Here is a 16,353-nt window from a genome sequence, read left to right on the forward strand (position 1 = left end):
CACACGGCAGTCTGGTGTGACGCACCTCACGACGACGTGAGGTGGCGCGCCGAGGAGGTGCCCGATGACGTCCACCGAGCTTGCCGATCTCCGCCGTGCGATCGAGCAGCTGCGCCACACCGTCGTGGAGCTGCACCACGCCTTCGGCGACGTGCCCGCGGTGCGCCGGCTGCGGAACGACCTGGAACGGCTCGAGATCGATGCCGGCGAGCTGCTCTCGGCCCCGCCGAGCCGGGCCGACTCCCTCGCCGAGCACGTCGTCGTCCCCGACACGCCCCTGGACGAGTCGATGTGGAGCGGTGCCGACGACGAAGGGGTCGGCGGCTACCACGGCGACCGGCCGTGACGGCGACCGCACGAGGGGTCGACGCGCCCGGGCGCGCCAGGATCGATGCGCGGACGCTGCGCACCGACCGGTGGTGGCTTCCCCCGGCGGCCACCACCGTCGGTCTGCTCGCCTTCGTCGTGTACGGCGGCGTGCGGGCGTTCCAGCAGCAGTACTTCTTCGCCGACGAGCGATACCTGACGCCGTTCTACTCGCCCTGCGTGTCGCTGGGTTGCGCCGCGGAGCCCGGGGCGGCGCACTTCGGGATGTTCCTGCCGGACCACCCGCTCATCCCCTACGCCGCGCTGAGCCTGCCGTTCCTGCTGCTGTTCCGCCTGACCTGCTACTACTACCGCAAGGCGTACTACCGGTCGTTCTGGCTCTCCCCCGCCGCGTGCGCGGTCCCCGAACCCCACGCGCAGTACACGGGCGAGACCCGCTTCCCGCTCATCATGCAGAACGCCCACCGGTACTTCTTCTACCTCGCGGCCGTGATCGCGCTCATCAACACCTACGACGCGCTCCTCGCGTTCCGGCACCCCACGGACGGGTTCGTCGTCGGCGTGGGCAACGTGGTGCTGCTCGTGAACGTGGCGCTCCTGTGGGGCTACACGCTCTCGTGCCACTCGTGCCGGCACGTCATGGGTGGCCGGCTGACGCACTTCTCGAAGCACCCCGTGCGGTACCGCCTCTGGACCTGGGTGTCCCGCCTCAACACGCGGCACATGTTCTTCGCCTGGATCACGCTCGGCACGCTGGTGGCCACCGACCTGTACGTGATGCTCGTGGCGCGCGGGGCGATCACCGACCTGCGGATCGTCGGGTAGGAAGCACCCGGAGAGGAGACGTTCGTTGACCGAGACCGAGCGCCACGACTACGACGTCCTCGTCATCGGTGCCGGCGGCGCCGGCCTGCGCGCCGCGATCGAGGCGCGCGAACGCGGGATGCGTACCGCCGTCGTCTGCAAGTCCCTCTTCGGCAAGGCGCACACCGTGATGGCGGAGGGCGGGTGCGCCGCCGCGATGGGCAACGTCAACGCGAACGACTCGTGGCAGGTCCACTACCGCGACACGATGCGCGGCGGGAAGTTCCTCAACAGCTGGCGGATGGCGGAGCTGCACGCCAAGGAGGCACCCGACCGCGTCTGGGAGCTCGAGACCTACGGCGCCCTGTTCGACCGCACGGCGGACGGACGGATCCACCAGCGCAACTTCGGCGGCCACACCTACCCCCGGCTCGCGCACGTCGGCGACAGGACCGGCCTCGAGCTCATCCGCAGCCTCCAGCAGCGCATCGTCGCGCTGCAGCAGGAGGACCGCGCCGCCACCGGCGACTACGAGGCGCGTCTGCGCGTCTTCGCCGAGTGCACGGTCACCGAGCTCCTGACCGACGACGACGGGGCGATCGCCGGGGCGTTCGGGTACTGGCGGGAGTCGGGCCGGTTCGTCGAGATCGCGGCGCCCGCCGTCGTCCTCGCCACCGGCGGGATCGGCAAGTCGTTCCAGGTGACGTCGAACTCGTGGGAGTACACCGGCGACGGGCACGCGCTCGCGCTGCGTGCCGGGGCACGCCTCGTCGACATGGAGTTCGTCCAGTTCCACCCGACGGGCATGGTCTGGCCGCCCAGCGTCAAGGGCATCCTCGTGACCGAGGGGGTGCGGGGCGACGGCGGCGTGCTGAAGAACTCCGACGGCGAGCGGTTCATGTTCCGGTACGTCCCCGACGTGTTCACCGGGCAGTACGCCGAGACCGAGGAGGAGGCCGACCGCTGGTACGACGACCAGGAGAACAACCGCCGCACCCCAGACCTCCTGCCCCGCGACGAGGTCGCCCGCGCGATCAACACGGAGGTCAAGGAGGGGCGCGGCTCCCCGCACGGCGGCGTCTACCTCGACATCGCCAGCCGGATGCCGGCCGAGGAGATCAAGCGCCGGCTGCCCTCGATGTACCACCAGTTCAAGGAGCTGGCCGACGTCGACATCACCGCCGAACCCATGGAGGTGGGGCCGACCTGCCACTACGTGATGGGCGGCATCGAGGTGGACCCGGACACCGGCCGGTCCAGCGTCCCCGGGCTGTTCGCGGCCGGCGAGTGCGCCAGCGGGATGCACGGATCCAACCGGCTCGGCGGCAACTCGTTGTCCGACCTGCTGGTCTTCGGGCGCCGCGCCGGCCTCGGCGCGGCCGAGCACGTCGGGGGCCTCGAGCGCCGTCCGGTCGTGCGCGAGGAGGCCGTCCGGCGAGCCGCAGCGACGGCGGTCGCGCCGTTCGAGCCCTCGTCCGGCGGCACGAGCGAGAACCCGTACACGCTGCAGACGGACCTGCAGCAGATGATGAACGACCTCGTCGGCATCATCCGCACGCACGCCGAGATGATGGAGGCGCTCGACCGGCTCGACGCGCTGCGCGATCGCGTGCGCGACGTCGTCGTCGAGGGGCACCGCCAGTACAACCCGGGTTGGCACCTCGCCCTTGACTTGCGCAACATGCTCCTGGTCGGCGAGGCCGTGGCGACGTCGGCGCTGCTGCGCACCGAGAGCCGTGGCGGCCACACCCGCGACGACTACCCCGACCTCGACGCCACGTGGCGCCGCCGCGTGCTGGTGACCCACCTCCGCGACGACGACGACGGCGGAGCGAGCGATCACGTGGTCCCCCGCGTCGTCGTCGAACCCGCCGAGCGCGCGCCGATGCGCGACGACCTGCTGGCGCTCTTCGAGCTCGCGGAGCTGGAGAAGTACTACACGCCGGACGAGCTGGCGGCGCACCCCGGGCGCGACAGGGGCGCGGCATGAGCGCGAGGAGCACAGCATGACGTACACGGGCCGGTTCCGCGTCTGGCGCGGCGACGCCGACGGCGGCGCGCTCCACGACCACGAGGTCGAGGTCAACGAGGGCGAGGTCGTCCTCGACATCCTGCACCGCCTGCAGGCGACGCAGACGCCGGACCTCGCCGTGCGCTGGAACTGCAAGGCGGGCAAGTGCGGGTCGTGCTCCGCGGAGATCGACGGGCGGCCTCGGCTGCTCTGCATGACGCGGATGTCCGTGTTCGCACCGGACCATGTCGTGACGGTGACTCCCCTGCGGACCTTCCCCGTGGTCCGCGACCTCGTGACGGACGTGTCGTTCAACTACGCCAAGGCACGCGAGGTCACGGCGTTCACCCCACCGGCCGGGCTGGCGCCCGGCGAGTACCGCATGCAGCAGGTCGACGTCGAGCGCTCCCAGGAGTTCCGCAAGTGCATCGAGTGCTTCCTGTGCCAGGACACGTGCCACGTGGTCCGTGACCACGAGGAGAACAAGGAATCGTTCGCCGGGCCCCGGTACCTGCTGCGCGTCGCCGAGCTGGAGATGCACCCGCTCGACGTCGCGGACCGGGTGGACGCCGCCCAGGACGAGCACGGACTCGGCCGGTGCAACATCACCAAGTGCTGCACCGAGGTGTGCCCCGAGGGCATCAAGATCACCGACAACGCCCTGATCCCGATGAAGGAGCGCGTCGCGGACCGCCGGTACGACCCCCTCGTGTGGCTGGGGCGGACGATCTCGCGCCGTCGCTGAGGATTGCCCGCCCCGACCAGTGACCTCTTCGGTGTGATGGCGCGCTGGCCGGCGAGAACGCGCACTGATCCGCCTGGACGCACTGGGTGACGTCGTCGCCCGGTCGACCCGTGGTCAGGAGTGCCGAGCGAGGAACCGGCGCATCAGGGGCGCCACCTCATCGAGCGCGCTCTCGAGCAGGAAGTGTCCGCCGTCGAGCAGGTGGATCTCCGGGTCGTGGGCGTGTTGGCGGAACGCTTCGGCGCCCGCGGGACCGAAGATCTCGTCGTTCTTGCCCCAGACGGCGAGCACCGGCACACGGGAGTCCCGCAGGTACTCGTGGAGGTCCGGGTAGAGCCGGACGTTGGTGACGTAGTCTCGGAAGAGCGCGAGCTGGGCCTGGTCGTTGCCGGGCCGTGCGACGAGTGCGGCGTCGTGCCGCCAGGTGTCCGGGCTCACGACGGCCGGATCGGGAACGCCGTGGGTGTACTGCCACCGGATCGCATCCTCGCCGAGCGCCGGGCGCAGCGCGGCCTCGGTCTCTGCGTGGGGATCGGCGGCGTACGCCCACACGCTCGCCCAGAACTCGTCGACGAAGCCCTCTTCGTAGGCGTTGCCGTTCTGGCTGACGATGGCCCAGACCCGGTCGGGATCCTCGAGCGCGAGGCGCCACCCGATCGGTGCCCCGTAGTCCTGGACGTAGATCGCGTACCGGTCGACGCCGAGCGCCTCGAGGAACTTCGAGGTGTGCGCGGCCAGAGCGTCGAAGGTGTACCGGAACTCGTCCGCCGCCGGAGCGTCGGAGAGACCGAACCCGATGTGGTCCGGCGCGATCACGTGGAAGTCGTCGGCCAGCTCAGGGATGAGGTGGCGGAACATGAACGAGCTGGTGGGGTAGCCGTGCAGCAGCACGACGGTGGGAGCGTCGGGGTCGCCTGCCTCACGGTAGAAGACGTTCAGACCCTCGACCTCCACGAAGCGGTGGTAGGTGTTCACCACGCCGCCCTCCTGTCTAAAATGGTTTCGGTGGTTAGGTCAGTAGATCACGGAGCACCTAACCTGTCAACGAATACATGGGAGTTAGACACGATGGCAACCGACGACCACGGCGGCGCACTGCTCGCGCTGCTGAACTCCACGCCCGTCGAGGGTGGCGCCCCGACGGACCTCCTGTCCGACCCGGCGCACGCAGCAGACCTCGCGCGCCGCTTCGGCGGAGAGGGAACGACGAGCGAGGTGCGCGAGCTGGTCCGCGCCCGGGACGGTCTGCAGGACGCCGCGCGCCACGGCACGGTCGGTGCCGAGCTGGACCAGATCCTTCGAGACGTCGAACAGGAGCCGTTGCCCCTCACCCTTCACGGCTTGCGCTGGCAGCTCGCCGGCCCTGCTGCGAAGCTGCCTGCGGCGCGCGCGATCATCGCCTGGGCCGAGGTCGCCGCCGAGCAGCCCGGCAGGCTCCGCCCGTGCGAGAACCCCGACTGCCGGAAGTTCCTCATCGACCGCTCCAAGGGCAACACCGCACGGTGGTGCTCCATGGCCACCTGCGGCAACCGCATGAAGGCGCGACGTCACTACTCACGACAGCAGAGCCCGTCCGAGACCGGGCGCGCGTGACCGGGACTCCCCGCCCGCCCACGCTTCCTCGCTCTGCGAGAGCCAGGGGTTGAAGGGGTCGTCGCCCGTCGCCGTCGCGCTCAGTCACTCATCGACGGCCACGTCGACGACCGCCTTCCCGTGCAACGAGCCGGTGTGCAGCCGCTCGATCACCTCCGCAACACGGGTCCATGGCCCACGCCACGCGATCGACGGGCGAAGACGCCCCTCGACGAGGCGCGCACTGAGCCATCCGAGGTCGGGCGCGAGGGGCGAGCCGTCGAGCTGATGGAACGTGACGATGCTGCGGTTGTGTCGAGACGGATCGGCGATGAGCGTGCCCACCGGGAACACCTCCGGCTGCGACGTGACATGGCCGAGCGCGACGAGCACGCCGTCGCGTCCGAGCCGGTCGAACGCCTGCACCAGCAGGTCGCCGCCGACGCAGTCGATCACGCCGTGCACCTCGCCGCGATGCTGCCCCGGGGAGGCCACCACGTACGAGGCGCCGAGGCTCCGCAGCTCAGCCCCGTACCGGTCGGGTGAGGTGGTGACGGCAACCACGGTGGCGCCGCCGAGATGCGCGAGCTGCACGGCGTACCGCCCGACTCCTCCCGTCGCTCCCGTCACCATGACCGTGCGCCCGAGGATCGGGCCAATCCGCCGCAGCGCACGCAGGGCGCTGTTGGCGGCGACGGGAAGGGTGCTCATCTCGCCGAGATCAGCAGCGTCAGGAACCACGCCCAGCATGGCGGTGTCCACCGCGCGATACTCAGCCCAGCCTCCTGCCTCACCCAGGCTGATGACCGGAGTTCCGACACCGGGGCCGGAACCGTCCGCGGCGGCCTGGGCGACGTATCCGGCCGCCTCCCAGCCCGGCACTGCCCCGTCGGGCAACGACTGCGCGGTAGCGATGTCTCCGTAGTTGATCGTGAACGCCGCAACACGCACGACTGCCTCCGACGCACGCGGTTGCGATGGTGGGGCCTCTGCGAGACGGATCCCCACGGGGTGTGCAGAGTCGACGACGATCGCGCGCATGCTGTCTCCTTAAGTGCCTCTGGGTGCCACATGATACTCAGGAGCAGTCCGGTAGAGTCTGTCGCGTGCCGAGGTACGAGGTAGCCGACGATGCCGCGGCAGGACTGCGGGAGCGCAAGAAGCGCGCCACCCGACGCGCTCTCGTCGTCGCGGCGCTGGAGTCGTTCACGCGGGAGGAGCCCGACCGCGTCACGGTCGACGACCTGTGCGCCCAGACGGACGTGTCCAAACGCACGTTCTTCCGGTACTTCTCGAGCAAGGAAGACGTCGCGATGACGCCCCTGAAAGACATGTGGCGTGCGTTCGCGCGACGACTGGCCGAGGAGCCCATGCCGGGGGACGCAGACACCCCGCTTCTGCTGTCGCTGAGCGATGTCCTCGCCGCGGCCATCAGGGAACAGGAGCGGGCCGACGGCGAGTGGACACGGTTCACGCGGGCATCGCTGCTGCTCGACCGGACCCATTCCTCCTTCGCCGCACACAACCTGCAGTTCTGCGACCACACCGTCGCCGAGGTGTTGGCGATCCTGAGTCCTGCGCCCGGCGCGACCGCCGACGAGGAGAGGCTGGTGCTGCTGCTGGACATGCTGGTGGTCGCGTCACGCAGTGCACAGCGTGCCTGGCTGCCCCGCACCGGGCCGACAGCTGACGCGGACGGCCTCATCGACCTGGTGCGTGAGCGGGTGTCCGTTCTTCCTGACAGCCTTCGTCTGAAGACGAGTTCGGTGAGACCAGGCAGCGCCCGACGGGCTCCGGTCCGGAGGGATGCGCCGCCGTGACTCGCGCGACCGGTCATCGCCTGAGCGACGCGACGACGGCTCACCACGGACCGTCCACAGGACCTCGTCGAGTCGAGCCGTTCGCGCCCGGGCCCACGAGCCGCATCCACTCTTCGCGGCTCCTAACGGGTCAGCACTCCCTGCACCGCATCGACCACGGTATGGAAGACCGGGTCGGGGGCTACCTCGGCCGTGTGACGAACAGCCCCCCTCCACGCCGTCAGCAGGTCCTCCCCCGCTGTGGTCCTCCCCATCAGCTCGTCAGCGAAGGCGCGGATCGCGCGCCCCGTCGCCGTGTCATCACGTCCCGCTGCCGCACCCGCCGCCCAGACAGCCCGCACGACAAGATTCTGGTCCGCCTCGGCGTCGACGTCGCACGTCTCGCTGAATGCCCTCAGCCCAACCTTCCACGACGTGCTCTCGCCCTCGACGGCGTACGGGTACCAAGCGCGGGCAGCGGCGCGCAGCGCTAACGCCGCGCCAGCCCCGATCTCGTCGGCGACGCGAGCCGCGTCGGCGGCAGCCCTTGCGCCGGCTCGCAGCGAGACGAGCGTCGCGTCGTCCGGTGCATCGGCGCGCTCTCCTGCCGCAGCGATTGCTTCGTACGCAGCGCGCACACAGCCCGCCTCGAGCAGCAGGGGCCCCGGCATGTCTGCAGCCCGCGCCATGTCCGCTCCGAGGGCATCGCGACCGAGGGCGTCCGGATCGATTCCGCTTGCGAGCTGGTGGGCGAGCGCCCGCGCGCTACCTGGTTCCGTACTCATGTAGCCTCCTGTGCTCGGTGCCGCGACGCGCCCACGGTGCTGAGTCACCACCGCCACCGTGTGGACTGGAGTGGGGCTCGACGGCGCCCGTCTGCGCGACCTCCAGGCAAGGCCCTGTGCTCACCACACAGTCAAGGTCCCGCCATCTGCAAGCGCTGGTCTCGGTGCCATAGCCGCACGGTCGCCTCGGAACCGACGAACCCCACTGCGCCAGCCATCCGGCCAGGCGGGCGGACACCGGCCCGCTCCGAGGCGGCCTCCCACGCAAAGAAGCCGTCGACCTTCCCGCCTGCGGTCTGCTCGACATCGGTGGCCGACGGATCCGCGGCGGCCGTCCCCAGCACGCCATGAAGCTGTACGGAACACCAAACGTCAGGACGGCCAAGTGACAACTCCGGAACGCCCCCGACCGCTGCTGACAGCATCAACTGCCTCACCGGACCGATCGCGAGCTCCGCACCAGCCGAACGCGACTACAGGAACGTCGTCGAACGAGCAGCGTTCGCGCATTTCAGGCCCTGATTCCACCCTAGGGCACCGAGGGATGCCGGCCCTCGCCCCTCGCGACCCGTCACCCTGGAAGCCCGTCGAGCCCGACGGTGGACTCCTCAACCGGCCGCCGGCCGAGGCGCAGACCAGCAACGCTCTGCCCTACAAAGCGAAAGGCCCCTGGCCAGCATTTGTGCTGGTCAGGGGCCTCTCTCGGTGGGCGATACTGGGTTCGAACCAGTGACCTCTTCGGTGTGAAGGACTGTCGCGCAGTTGGAGACCTGGGGAGATGCGCGAGATTCCACGGCTCGCCGTCGGCGGCCGTCGGTCGCTGTCGGGCCCCTGGGGAAGCCGTAGATGCCCGCTTAGGTGCCCGGGCGGCCCCGGCGGCACTACTGATCGAGCGTCACCCATCCGTGCAGCAGACTCGAGAAACCCGAGCCGACAACTCGTACGCGCGATCGCGACAGGGAGTACGTTGCGCGCCCGTCAGCGGTCAGCTTCTAGTGGGTGAAGACGTCGCCGGCACCCCTGAGGTCAAGCGCCACCCTGGTTGGGAGATACGCAAACGAGGACTCGATGAGGTTGAGGCTCCTTGTCGAGCGGGCCTCCGCCAGTAGGTCAGATAGGAGTCGGTCTAGGTGGCGCACATCGTCGGCAGCATACGCAACCTGTTCATTGGTGAGTTCTCCAGACCAGTCCGACGTCTGTTGTGACTTGTCGATCTTCACGCCCAGTCGATCTCTGAGGAGGGGAGCAAGGCTGTATGCGCGCGGCGGGAGGCCGGGGAGAGCGATCTTGGCTGCGACCTTCGTGCATGCGATGTTCGACGGTAGTGCGTCGTAGGATCCGGCGAGAAACCGCAGGTCGAACGCCGCATGGTGGAAGACCTTCGTGATCCGCGGGTCTGACACGAGTCGCACGAGGTTCGCCGGCTCGGTGTCTTGGACCTGGACGAGAGCGACCTCTCCGCCAATGGCAACCTGAATGGTGCGAACCTCGGCCGTGCGCCAGTCAAGTCCCGTTGTTTCGATGTCGATCGCGACACGGGTTGTGACCAGGGCCTGCTCGCACCAGTCTCCGTCGAGGTCGCCTGCCATCCGAGCAACCGTTGCCGTCATGTCTTCCACGTTCCCTCCTCGTCTCAGGGCGCCGGCCTGCTCTGTTCCTCGATCGACTCAAGTTCCTGGTCGAGGAACTCTAGGAGCGTGCCAGCCGCTACAACGAAGCCTGGCACGGACCTCCGACGTTGCCCTGCGTGGTTGTAGGGCGCCATCACTGCGTGGCGCTCGAACCGATAGAAGGTGTGCATCGGTTGGCCTCTCCGCAGGAAGACCTCGATCCGCGCGTCGATGGATCGGTAGTCGGCGACCGCCGCAGTGATAGAGCGCTGGACCTCATCCATCGGCATGTTGAACCGTGCAGCCAGCATCTGGGTGGTCTGCTCGTCGTCGGGATCCGGAAGGAAGACTCGCATCCTCCCGCCGCGACGCATGAACTCCTCGACTCTGCTGCGCTCCGCCGTGCGCCAGGTCCGCCCCCAGCTGACAAACATGTCTAGCCTGGATCCGGATGCGAAGAGTCCACTCCAGTCGGGTCCCTTGTAGAAGTCGGTCTCCACACTCAAGACTCCGGAGCGGACGAGGTCCTCACTGAGTTTCGCCTTGGCGAGAATCTCGTCCGCGAGCGCCCGCCGACCGAGGAGGTCCCAGCCAACAGTAATAACACCGGCAGCGAAGAGAGCGCCGCCACATTGCGACAGCAGGGCTCCCCACTGCAAGTTGACGCCGGCCAGCCCCGAAGCCCACATGAGGGCAAGGCCGATGACAGTGATGCCGCCGCCAAGGATCCAGATGGAGCGGTTCGTCACTTTCGACGTCAAGCCGCTTGCCGGGTTCGAGGTCACGTCGGCACGCTAGCGCACCGCAGCTCTTATCTCGGTGTACACACCAAGCGGTCGCCAGCATGTCGTGGTCACGGGGTGGGCCGTATCCCCGCGAAGACGAACGCGTCGTCGCCGTGATCGATCCGGAGCGCCAGATCGTCGGCATCGGCTGAGGCGACAGGCCGCGGGTCTACCCCGTCGACGATGACCTTGAGTGGTCCTTCGCGGTCTCCAAGAGCATCAGCGCATTCAGCGGCTTCGAGCTCGACTGGTTCGACCCTGACAACGGCGAACACGACATCACCACCGCCGCCGAGCCCAGCCGACGGGTGACTTGTCGATGCAGGACTGGTGGTTCGCCGCGCTCCAGCCGCGGCCCCGCCAGCACGCACTTGCGTGAGAAGCCCATCGCCGCAGCGATGTGTGCCTGCTTCCAGCCCTGCTGGCGACGCTGGACGATCAACATCCTGCCGCGAACGGTCAGGCGGGCATTAGCGTGGGACACGAGGACCTCCGGGTTGTGAAGACTTCAGACATCTCCACTAAGCCCGGGGTCCTCCCTCACGCCAACCGGAACTGGCACCAACCTCCTGGCCGGGTACACCTAGTCGGCGAGGTCGGCGACTCTAGTGTCTCCGGCGACGACGAGGAAGTCGACGACGCGCTGCCAACACGCGACGTCCTCGTCCGCCGTGATGTCTGGGCGACGTTCGTGAAGCCACTCAGGGAGCGTGTAGGTCCACGCACAGTCTGGACCGGCCGAGCCGACAGCTTCTTCGATCCAAGGGAGGCCATGCTCAACCTGGCCACCAACATCGAGGTCGCGAACCGCGATGACGAGGTGGTCCAGACTCATACGCTGCGGCGAGGCAGTTCGAAGCCAGCGTTCGACCTGTGTCCTCCATGCCAGCAGGTCGCGCCAGTTGTAGGGGTCACCAGCTATCTCCCTGGTGAGGTAGCTCCACCCTGCGGTCGGGTTGGGGACCAAGTGGGCTTGGGCATAGGCACCCCAGGTGTGCTCGGTGAAGAGCTGAGGACGCGCGGCCACGGCGTCGAGGACGAGGTCCATGATCTGCGGCCAGAGCCGCCGCGCGTGCCGACCGGCGTCCGGTCGCTCCTCGGCGGCTGCGGCGACTGACTGCAGCCCCTCAGCCACAAGCCTCGAGTTCGAGAGGTAGCCGCGAATGTAATCAAGGATGGTCTCATCGTCGCCAGCGAGTGCCTGCCATAGCGCGGCGCGGGCCGCCACGAGGGAGTCACTCTCGCTGTGAAGGCCACCATGCTCGCTGGCGAGCATGCCCCGCTGGTGCGCACTGAGGCACGCGCGCAACGCGAGGCGCGCATCCTCGCGGCAACAAGCGGGCGAGGTTGCAGCGGAGCCGGCGGCGCGAAGTGCAGGGTTGAGCCCTCGGACGTAGATGTCGTCGTCGGAGATCGCATCGAGAGTCTCCGGACTGAGTGGGTCGAGACGGGCGAACGCGCGGCGCTGCAACTCTTGGTCCCACGGGCCGATGACCACCTCGGAGAGGGATTCGGTGACGAGGTCGAACACGACGAGATGGTGGCATCGGCCGTGGAGGTGGTCGGTGTCGCACGGCGCTGCCCAGATCGCGTCGAGCGATTGCGCGAAGGCGAGCCGGGTCTCGTGATCGCCTCGGACAGCGACACCTCGGGAGACCGCGACTAACTCGTCGACGTCGCCCGGTCCGTCGACTGACAGGGCCGTCCGGAGTTCACGGGCGGCCGGCGTCAGCAGGAACGGGAGCGCGCGACCCGCCGAACGGCCGGCACCCTGGCTGAAGATGTTGTCCTCGCTCGCATCTGGCGCACGGTCGACCAGCGTGCTCGCGACTTGCAGGAGCGAGGTCGCGCTCCAGACGAGGTCATCGAGCGAGACCGCTGCCCGCGACGTCAGGTGATGTTCTAGGGCCGTTGCTGCGACCGCGAACGGGCCATCCGTCGAGAACCCGAAGGACTGCGGTGGGTCATCGATGAGGGCACGTGCCAGCACGAGGTCGGCGGCGAGCGTGTCTGGGTCGACGTCGGGAGCACGTCCGCCAGTGTTCCGGACGTGCGCGTGCCGTACGACGAGTCCAGCGGCGTCGTTCGTGCGACGCAACTGGGCGTTCGTGTCCGCAAGAAGGAGCTCGGCATCCGGGTCAGGGGCCTGCTCGATGACGACATGCTCGCCTTCCTTGCGGAACTCATACGCGTCGCGGTTGAGACCTGCCGCCCAGTTACGCACTGCGGCGAGATGCTCGCGCGCACTCGGTGACGGGCCATCGCCAAGCTCCCGGCTCGCGTTCTCCAACAGTCGGTCTCCAACACCCTTGAGGTGCCCGATGCGGTCACCCTCGGCTCCGAGCGCAAGGGACATGCCGACCTCGCGGAGCGACCAGCCGCGGCGTTCGGGATGCGCGAGCTCCGGGACACGGGCGGCAAGACCGCTCGCTTGATCGTTGATTGCCCGCGAGAACTCCAGTTCCCAGACGGCAGGCTCGACAAGGTAAGGATCGAGCGCATCCCCGACGTCCTCCAGGTGTCGAACCAGGACAGCCAGCGCGAGGGCAGGCATCGCAAGGCTGTTCGCGTCAGCCATCATGACCCCGGTGAGCTCAGCCGGCGGGAGCCCCGCCTTGATGTACTCCTCGGTCACGAACTCGAGAGCCTGCAGGGCGCTCATGCACGGGTAGGGGCCGACCCCGGTGCCGCGGTACCAGAGCCAGACATGCCCGTCACCCGCATACTTGCGCGACTCACCCGTGATCGACAGCGTCTCGCTTACCTCGGTCTCGTCGTCTGCTCCCATCTCGAACCGGCGGGCCGCGGAGCGGCGCACGCGGAACCGGGCCGCATGGTCGAGCATCCGGTTGAGAAACGCGACGCCGCCAACATAGTCGGCACGAAACATCGCCAGAAACGGACCGTGCAGGTAAGACGCAAGCGGGACGCCACCTTCCCGGCGGTGGTCCCGAATACCGTCGTCGAGCAACCCGCCGGACGAACCCCAACCGTCGTCGTCATCATCCTCCTGCTCGATGTAATACGCCTCGGCGAGGTCGAGTAGAAGCTTCGGATCGTGCGCAGCTAGCGACTGCCCAGCCATGACGGGCTCGACCGCATGCACAACCTTGTACGGGTCGTCTTCCGCAATGCGGCGGAGGATCGCTTCGCCGTCGCCGCCGAGATCCGGACCGAGAAGTGCCAGCTGCTCGATCTGGGAGTCTTCGATCCACAGGTACGGGCGGCGCCGAGCATCCGACCAGCGGCGGCGGCGGCGCCGTCGGCCGGGCAGGACTTGGAGACCTGCGAACCGCCCGTCCCGCTCCTCGTCGGCGGCGATCTGCTCTGGGTTCCGGGCGGCGCGCTCGGCTTGTCGGGCGGCCTCCTCTTCGTCAAGCACGCGCTCCCTGTCCGCACAGTGCCGCAGGATTTTGTCGCGGACTTGGATGCGGGTAGTTTGCCCTGCTTCGGTTCTGCGGAGCACGAGCGCGCGGAGCCAGTCGCGCGTCAGCGAGTCAGCGTCCTCAGCCACGCGTCGCGGGAGCGCGGGTTCGAGGAGGTTGGAGACGACCGGCTCGGCAGGGGTGGGATCGAGGATGCCTCCCCTCTGGTACCGGGAGCGCAGAACGCGGAGGAGCCTCGCGACTCCGAGCCCGTCACCGCTAGCGAGGAATGCCCACGCATCGTTCAGCACGTCTCTCGCGTCTGGGAGGGCGAGAGCGGCCTCCACCGGCACATCAGACCATCGCTGGCCCGCTCCGCTCGCAGCGAGCACGTCGAATGCTTGCTGCAGCGCCGCGAGTCGACCCGAGCGCGGGTACGTCGGGTCGTCCGGTGCCGCGAGCAGGATCTCGCACGCAATCCGTGCTGCAGGCAGCGTCCATCGCGGCGTTGAACGCGTAGTGAGCGCCGCGGCCGGGTCGCGTCCCGCCAGCAGCAGCCGTGCGACGGCATACGCGCGGACGAGGTCGTGCTGGAACGCGGGCACCCGCTGCCACGGGAGCGGGCTCGCCGGTAGAAGGATGCCGCTGCGTCGCAGGCCGTGCACGGCGGCAGGATCAAGGCGCGAGAGAAGCAGGTCAACATCACCGGAACTGACTTCATGGTCGGCCAGGGCAAGCATGACCTCTTCGCGTGCGCTTGGTTCTCCATCATCGCGACGGTTCTGATTGCGCACCAGGTGATGCCAGATTTGCTCGAGCGCCTGCGCCTCGTTCAGTGGCAGCCCCGTCTCGCCCGAGCGCGCAAGGAGGTCTACGACGATTGGCCGACGGAGCAGCTCGCGGGCGCGAGGGTCGTCGACGAGTCGTTGCAGTGCCGGGAACGACTGGGCCGCCTCGCGGAGTTCCTCGTCGTCGAGCCCGGGGATAGTCAGTTCGCGCGGCATCTCGCCGCAACGCTTCATCAGTTCGGTGACCGTCGCTGACCCCTCGGTTGTGGTGATCACGACAACCTTGATGTTTGCGGCCCGCGCAGTGCCGACGAGGTGCACGAAGACGTCGCGATGACTCTCCGCCGCGGCCTCCGCGCCGTCGATGACAAGCACGCGCTTGGGGGCAGTCAGCTCCGTCAGGAGCTTTTCGACTGGACTCTTCAGAAGGTCCAGCAGGTCGACATGACTCGTGGGAAGGTTCCGCAGGTTGAGCGCCAGCGCCTGACCGCTATCGCCGAGCTTCTCGGGCTCGATTGCGTCCATGATCAAGGCGCTCTTGCCCACGCCGGACTCGCCCGTTACGACGAGGCTGCCCGCTTCAGCAACTGCCGCCTCTACCTGCTCGCGAATGTCTGCGCGCGGAAGGCTCATTGATGCCGACTCACGCCCGCTGACGGACCGGGCGACGGTGGACCGGGTGTGCCTGTCGATGTCCATCAGAAGGGCCCAGCCATCGGGCGGCAAGTGCGTGCCGGGAGCGATCTGTCCGTGCAGGCGTTGGCGCAGGGTGTTTGCGTCCACGTCGCCTGCGTTGGTGGCGAACTCACCGGCGAGTTGCTCGAGTCGGTCGCGCAGCGCCAGCGCTCCATCGACGGACGCGCCGACGGCGAACGGCTTGAGGTCGTCGACGATGTCCGTCCAGGTCAGCTCGTGGCCAGTCTCGAGCTGGGTCTGCATCATCCAGAGCCGGCGAAGCAGGCTCCAGCAACGGTGCTTGGCAGACTCAGGCCCCTCCGGGAGGGCGTCCTTGACCATGTCGCGAAGGTGTTCAAGCCGAGACCGCGAGGCGAATCTTCCCGGAGTGCCCACGAGCGTGAAGAAATCCTCAGCCGTGGCCTGAGCCCGAGCCACCGCCGCCAGTTCCGCGACCTGCTGTGCGTGCGTCTGGGGTCCCGAGACCGCGACAGCGAGACGTCGTTCCACCAGCACGTCCCCGTCGCTCTCAGCGGCGATGTCCTCGGCGACGAGTGCCGCCACCAGCTTCTTTGTTGGCCCGTGGCTCCGAACGAAGCTCGGCGTACGCCGGACGGCGATGTCTAGCCGGAGCGAGGACACGCCGTCGGCGGACAATGCTGTGACGATCAGGTCATCGATCCGTGACGCGGACGACTGCTGAAATGCCACCTTCGTCGGCGGCCGAGCGCCCAGCTCGGCGACCGGGCCGCCGGTCAGGAGCCGAGCCAGGAAAACCGCACCCAAACGATGCTCGAGGCGCGTCCCGCCGCCGCCCGTCGCGTACGGGCTGGCGGCATTCGTGGATTCTTCCGTATCGGCAGTCACGTTGGCTCCTCCTGCGGCCATAGTCTAGGGACGCGCCAACTGGATAGGGCGGCATTGGCACATCGTCGCAGCGGCTAAGTCAAATGGCGCGGACTCTCCGAGAGTCAGTCCCGCCAGTCGGGCCGCCCTTAGCTCGTCTGCCGCGCACGGAAGTTCGAGTTCCCCTCGTAGACTGCAGTCGCAGGCCGTAGATGCCCAGCACCGTTCCGTCGAACCCCCA

General features: G+C 68.4%; 13 protein-coding genes. 6 read left to right on the forward strand and 7 right to left on the reverse strand.

Annotation, left to right across the window (positions count from 1 at the left end):
• Positions 1 to 64: 64 nt before the first annotated feature.
• Genes MWU57_RS00865 through MWU57_RS00880 form a run of 4 tightly spaced genes read left to right on the forward strand, consistent with a single transcriptional unit; the run spans position 65 to position 3,887 of the window.
• Positions 65 to 346: a hypothetical protein gene (locus MWU57_RS00865; protein WP_106269109.1), complete on the forward strand. Its 282-nt coding sequence runs from the start codon at positions 65 to 67 to the stop codon at positions 344 to 346.
• Positions 343 to 1,152 (forward strand): hypothetical protein, encoded by an 810-nt coding sequence (locus MWU57_RS00870; protein ID WP_246906732.1) that lies wholly within the window; start codon positions 343 to 345, stop codon positions 1,150 to 1,152. Before MWU57_RS00865 ends, MWU57_RS00870 begins: the two co-directional genes overlap by 4 nt.
• A 25-nt stretch (positions 1,153 to 1,177) precedes the next feature.
• Positions 1,178 to 3,121, forward strand: coding sequence for a fumarate reductase/succinate dehydrogenase flavoprotein subunit (locus MWU57_RS00875; protein ID WP_246906733.1), 1,944 nt, complete (start codon positions 1,178 to 1,180; stop codon positions 3,119 to 3,121).
• A 16-nt stretch (positions 3,122 to 3,137) separates the two neighbouring features.
• On the forward strand, positions 3,138 to 3,887 hold the full coding sequence (locus MWU57_RS00880) for a succinate dehydrogenase/fumarate reductase iron-sulfur subunit (RefSeq protein WP_246906734.1): 750 nt from the start codon (positions 3,138 to 3,140) through the stop codon (positions 3,885 to 3,887).
• Positions 3,888 to 4,001: 114 nt separating this feature from the next.
• Here the strand turns inward: MWU57_RS00880 and MWU57_RS00885 are convergent, their stop codons facing one another.
• Complete coding sequence (locus MWU57_RS00885) at positions 4,002 to 4,865, reverse strand: alpha/beta fold hydrolase (protein ID WP_246906735.1); 864 nt, start codon at positions 4,863 to 4,865, stop codon at positions 4,002 to 4,004.
• A gap of 90 nt (positions 4,866 to 4,955) precedes the next feature.
• Here MWU57_RS00885 and MWU57_RS00890 point away from each other — a divergent pair, with 90 nt between their 5' ends.
• Complete coding sequence (locus MWU57_RS00890) at positions 4,956 to 5,480, forward strand: CGNR zinc finger domain-containing protein (RefSeq protein ID WP_246906736.1); 525 nt, start codon at positions 4,956 to 4,958, stop codon at positions 5,478 to 5,480.
• 84 nt (positions 5,481 to 5,564) lie between these two features.
• On the opposite strand, the gene MWU57_RS00895 is transcribed toward MWU57_RS00890, so the two are convergent.
• Positions 5,565 to 6,500, reverse strand: a complete 936-nt coding sequence (locus tag MWU57_RS00895; protein ID WP_246906737.1) for a zinc-binding dehydrogenase — start codon at positions 6,498 to 6,500, stop codon at positions 5,565 to 5,567.
• A gap of 65 nt (positions 6,501 to 6,565) precedes the next feature.
• On the opposite strand from MWU57_RS00895, the gene MWU57_RS00900 reads away from it, so the two are divergent.
• Positions 6,566 to 7,279 carry a TetR/AcrR family transcriptional regulator gene (locus MWU57_RS00900; protein WP_246906739.1) on the forward strand — a complete coding sequence of 238 codons (714 nt, stop codon included), beginning with the start codon at positions 6,566 to 6,568 and terminating at the stop codon, positions 7,277 to 7,279.
• A 122-nt stretch (positions 7,280 to 7,401) separates the two neighbouring features.
• Here MWU57_RS00900 and MWU57_RS00905 read toward each other — a convergent pair whose 3' ends face one another.
• The 5 genes from MWU57_RS00905 to MWU57_RS00930 form a co-directional block, all read right to left on the reverse strand.
• Positions 7,402 to 8,043, reverse strand: coding sequence for a hypothetical protein (locus MWU57_RS00905; RefSeq protein ID WP_246906741.1), 642 nt, complete (start codon positions 8,041 to 8,043; stop codon positions 7,402 to 7,404).
• A 992-nt stretch (positions 8,044 to 9,035) separates the two neighbouring features.
• Complete coding sequence (locus MWU57_RS00910; protein ID WP_246906846.1) at positions 9,036 to 9,653, reverse strand: ribonuclease D; 618 nt, start codon at positions 9,651 to 9,653, stop codon at positions 9,036 to 9,038.
• A gap of 23 nt (positions 9,654 to 9,676) precedes the next feature.
• Complete coding sequence (locus MWU57_RS00915; protein ID WP_246906743.1) at positions 9,677 to 10,438, reverse strand: hypothetical protein; 762 nt, start codon at positions 10,436 to 10,438, stop codon at positions 9,677 to 9,679.
• 68 nt (positions 10,439 to 10,506) lie between these two features.
• Complete coding sequence (locus MWU57_RS00920; RefSeq protein WP_246906851.1) at positions 10,507 to 10,713, reverse strand: hypothetical protein; 207 nt, start codon at positions 10,711 to 10,713, stop codon at positions 10,507 to 10,509.
• 308 nt (positions 10,714 to 11,021) lie between these two features.
• Positions 11,022 to 16,133, reverse strand: a complete 5,112-nt coding sequence (locus tag MWU57_RS00930) for a hypothetical protein (RefSeq protein WP_246906744.1) — start codon at positions 16,131 to 16,133, stop codon at positions 11,022 to 11,024.
• Between the last annotated feature and the right edge of the window lie 220 nt (positions 16,134 to 16,353).

Source organism: Isoptericola sp. S6320L (genome assembly GCF_023015685.1).
Taxonomy (GTDB): domain Bacteria; phylum Actinomycetota; class Actinomycetes; order Actinomycetales; family Cellulomonadaceae; genus Isoptericola; species Isoptericola halotolerans_A.